Annotated in this window: 4 protein-coding genes; 1 reads left to right on the forward strand and 3 read right to left on the reverse strand. The window is 30.9% G+C overall.

Annotated elements, in window-relative coordinates:
• Nucleotides 1-986: 986 nt before the first annotated feature.
• From ABF633_RS20420 to ABF633_RS20430, 3 genes are read right to left on the reverse strand one after another with little or no spacing between them, the layout of a single operon-like run.
• The gene (locus tag ABF633_RS20420) at nt 987-1,490 is read right to left on the reverse strand and encodes a GNAT family N-acetyltransferase (protein ID WP_415526518.1); all 504 of its coding nucleotides are present in this window, start codon (nt 1,488-1,490) and stop codon (nt 987-989) included.
• A 15-nt stretch (nt 1,491-1,505) separates the two neighbouring features.
• Nucleotides 1,506-2,327 (reverse strand): arsenite methyltransferase, encoded by an 822-nt coding sequence (arsM, locus tag ABF633_RS20425; protein WP_415526520.1) that lies wholly within the window; start codon nt 2,325-2,327, stop codon nt 1,506-1,508.
• Between the two features lie 13 nt (nt 2,328-2,340).
• Entirely contained in the window at nt 2,341-2,781 is a 441-nt protein-coding gene (locus tag ABF633_RS20430) for a MarR family winged helix-turn-helix transcriptional regulator (RefSeq protein ID WP_415526522.1), read from the reverse strand.
• 673 nt (nt 2,782-3,454) lie between these two features.
• On the opposite strand from ABF633_RS20430, the gene ABF633_RS20435 reads away from it, so the two are divergent.
• Nucleotides 3,455-4,660 carry an acetylornithine/succinylornithine family transaminase gene (locus ABF633_RS20435; protein ID WP_415526524.1) on the forward strand — a complete coding sequence of 402 codons (1,206 nt, stop codon included), beginning with the start codon at nt 3,455-3,457 and terminating at the stop codon, nt 4,658-4,660.
• The last annotated feature ends 58 nt before the right edge of the window (nt 4,661-4,718 follow it).

Consider the following 4,718-nt stretch of genomic DNA (forward strand, 5'->3'; position numbering starts at 1 on the left):
CAAAAAATCAAACCACCAATTAGCTATATATTATATATAAACTAATTGGTGGTTAAGCAACTCCTAACTCATTGGAACAATCCGATTCTATTTGAATATCCATCACCCTTTTTTAGTTATTTTTTATAATGTGTATTACACTATAAAAATTTACTATTTTTAAATTCTCTAATACAACCTTCTTCAATATACTATATTGATCAATAACTAGCCAATATACATATCTTTACAATTATATTTACTTCTTTTTTAACATTTGTAAATATCATTTTATAGTACACATCAAATCAGATTCTCAGTATCTGTATTCTGTGTTTTCTATAAATTAATACTACTAAATGTTTTTAGTTTTTCTGAACATTCTCTTAAATCAAATGTTCATGGCATTTTCAGTAATCTTCTTACAGTTTACATCTGCAAATATTTAACAATATCCACTTTTGTTTACTTAAGGTATATTCAAATAAATAAATCGTCATCATACTACTTCACATTCTGTATCATACTTCACCAATAGAACCTTTTGATAACTCACTATCTATTTTCTATTTCCCTATATGATCCAAAATAACACAGTATATTTTGACTTAATATCCATTTTTCCATACCTGATAAGTTTTTTACTGTTAATGCTTTTAACCTTATTACTAAATCTTTGCAATTCTTTGTTACCTTTACTTTATGAGTTAGGGTTGCTAGAAGAAGTTTTTTATATCTTCTTCATGCTTTTATTATAATGTAAACGTTTATATTTGTCAACTATTTTTTAATAATTTTTTTCATCACATCACCAGATAATTCATCTAAACTTAGCAGAAGCTCAAACTTCCACTAAGTAAGATTCATTTATCTTTTCCTGACTGAAAGGTTCAGGCCTCCACCTCTAAGCGAAGCGAAGGTGGGACTTTCCAATCAGGTGGGGTAGACTCCCCACCTGATTTACCGATGTTTCAGCCTGCTGAAACGAGTTCACTGATACTAAATAATTAGTTTATTCCCACTTTATTACTTCTACGCTCCATAAATGCAACATCATGCCATACACCATTACTCATTTTGGCAATTTTTTCTCTTATGCCAACCAGCTTAAATCCACATTTCTTATGCAGCTCTATGCTTGCAGTGTTTTCTCTTATAATACCTGATTGCAATGTCCAAAATCCCTCTTCTTCTGATCTTTTAATCAAGCTATTAAAAAGATTTTTTCCTATTCCTAATCCCCTATAATTTTCTCCAATATATATACTGACTTCTGCAACCCCTGCATAGACACATCTACTTGATGTTGGACTTAATGCAGCCCACCCCAATATATCATTTTCTACTGAACGTGCTACTAATCTGCAGGAAGCAATATGTCCATTATTCCAATTTTCAAAGGTTGGAACTTCCGTCTGAAATGTTGCTTTACCTGTATTAATGCCCTCTAGATATATCTTTGCTACTTGCTCCCAGTCTGATTCCTTCATTTCATCAATTTTATAATCCATCTTTTTCTCCCCCAACTACTGTTTAAATGCCTTAACATGAGCTCCTGCAAAAGCTCCATCAAGAAGTTCTGAATCTATCTTACTATATACATCTCCTAAGTTCTTCTGTTTTGCAATATCCTCTATTATTTCTTTGGTGTATATATTAACTGGAGTAATTTCAATATCCTTAAATCCAACATTTTCAAGTATTTTTTTATACTCATTAACTTCCAAAGCACCAGCAATGCATCCAACCCACATTTCAACACTTTTCTTTATATCCTCAGGAATATCTTTAAGAACCACAACATCAGCGATTGCTAACCTTCCACCATTTTCCAATACTCTATATGCCTCTTTTAATGCATCTTCTTTACTCTCACAAAGATTTATTACACAATTTGATGTAATAACATCTACACTTTCATTTTTAAGAGGAATGTCTTCAATGTATCCCTTAATAAACTCTACATTTTTCACTTCCATTTTATCTTTATTTTTATTTGCCAATTCAAGCATTTCATCTGTCATATCAAGACCATAAACTTTTCCACTTTCACCTACATACTTTGAGGAAATAAATACATCTATTCCACCTCCACTTCCTAAATCTAATACAACTTCTCCCTTTTGAGGATTTGCAAGTACAATAGGGTTTGCACATCCTAGTGAGGCATTAATAGCTTCCTCTGGCAATCCTTCTATATAATCCTTTGTATAAAGATTTGAGTTGATTGCAGCATCATCTCCACAACATGAGCTGCCGCATCCACAAGTAACTTTAGTTTCAGCATTTACTTTTTTAGCTATACCTCCGTAATAGGCTTTAACTTGTCCCTTAATATTATTTTTCATATTTAAATTCCCCCTAGCAACATTTATTTTCACCTACAGCTTTAATTAAAAGCTTTAAGCTATCAATCACTTGTTCCCTTTTATTTTCTGGAATAGAATTGAAAATAGCATTAAAATACTGTTTCATTCCTTCTTCAATATTTTTAAATATCTTTATTCCTTCATCAGTTAGTTTTATGGTTACATATCGCCTATCCTCTGGATGCAGTTTCCTAACTACTAAATTATTTTCTACAAGATTATTTATCGTTCTGCTCATTGTACTTTTATCTAAGGTTAATATCTCAGCAAGCTCATTTAAAGAAATTTCTTGTGCTCTTCCAATCTCTACAATAGCATGACATTGTGAAATTGTTACACCACAGCAGGTTGCATCCCCCTTCTCCAATATTCCTAGGTTTCTTACCAATACTCTAATCAGTTCACGCAAATAATTACTTTCCTGACTTTCCATTTAATCACCTCGATTTAATTGTAATGCAAAACTGTTGTGTATTGCAACTATTTTTTTGATTTATCCGATGACTACCCACTCTAATACTTCCATCGCACTCTGTGAAAGCGATTCACAGAAAATCGAAGATTTTTGTTCTCTGCTTTTCTTCGAGTGGGAGTAAAGAGTGGCTACGTCCCTGAATAACGACTTACCCTAAAGGACAACGATTTCTAAGTATCAAAAACCGATACTAAGAACTCTGTTAGTAAGCATCAGATGGAATAAAAACTCCACCTGATGCCAAGAATTCTGTTTATCTAATGGACTTTTTCTATTCATCAGAAAATAACTAATATTTATGCATAAATGCTTATATTAGTTATATATAAAATTACAACAATTTTTAAATATATAAGCTGTAATAAATTATATTCATTATAATCTATCTACTCTATTCAAATCGTTTATATACTAATACTAGCTATCATTAATTAAATCTACAATTTAATTGCAGCTTGTTTAAGATAATTTTATCCCATGAATCAATTTAAATTAAAATTTAAAATAATTTATTGTATATTTATAAATTTAATTGTATAATAATGCATATAATATATTATAAATTTATCCAATAACAGCAGTACAAATTTCCACTAAATAAAATTCATTGATGAAAGGTGTTGATATATTTATGAAACAAATAAACATAAATTATACTAATAATCTTATAAGCGAAAATAAAAATTCAATATTGTTTACTACAAATCGTCCAAACATCGTAATGGAACATGGAAAAGGTATGTACCTATTGGACACTGAAGGAAAATGTTATCTTGATTTTATAGGAGGCTGGGCTGTGAATTGTCTTGGACATTGTCCTGATATTATTAATGATGCTATTATAAAACAGGCTAAAACACTAATAAATGCTAGTCCTTCATTTTACAATAAACCCATGCTTCAATTTGCAAAGCTGCTTACTGATAATTCCTGCTTTGACAGAGTATTTTTTTCCAATAGTGGTTCTGAAGCAAACGAAGGTGCTATTAAACTTGCAAGAAAATATGGTGAAAAATTTCTTAACGGTGCCTATGAAATAATTACTATGATTGACAGTTTTCATGGAAGGACACTTGCTACAATGTCTGCAACAGGGAAAAAAATCTGGGAGGATTTATATGAACCAAAAGTTCCAGGCTTTAAACACGTACCACTAAATGATATAAAAGCAATAAAAGCTTCTATAACTTCAAAAACCTGTGCAATTATGCTGGAACCTATTCAGGGAGAAGGTGGCGTTAACAAAGCAAACAAAGTCTATATTGAAACCATAAGCAATATATGCAAAGAACATGGAATACTACTTATTTTTGATGAAGTTCAAACAGGCATCGGCAGAACTGGTAAATTATTTGCCTATGAGCACTATGGAATTGAACCTGACATAATGACACTTGCTAAAGGTATAGGCGGCGGCTATCCACTATCTGCATTATTAACTAAAGAAAAGTTAAATATATTTGAACCTGGTGATCAAGGTGGAACTTATTCAGCTCAACCCTTAGGAATGGCTGTAGGGATGGCTGTGGTAGAAGAAGTTATTAACAAAAAACTATTCATTAATGCCGAAATACAAGGAAATTATATATTTAAAAAATTAGATGAGCTAAAAGATAAGTATAAATTAAAAAATATACGTGGTAATGGACTTCTCATTGCATTCGATCTTCCATGTGACAAAGGAACTGAAATTGTAGATAAATGTTTGCAAGAAGGCTTGATTTTAAATTCACCAAGACCTTCAATTATTCGTTTAATGCCTCCTTTAATAGTGACTGAAAAAGATACTGATAATATGATTAGTATTCTAACTAAAGTTTTAGATTTAACTCTTTAAGTATATAGTGAAACTACATCCAAGATTAAAATTAATAGATACAAATATAGTATTATCA

This window comes from Clostridium sp. (assembly GCF_047718555.1).
Classification (GTDB): Bacteria; Bacillota; Clostridia; order Clostridiales; family Clostridiaceae; genus Clostridium_I.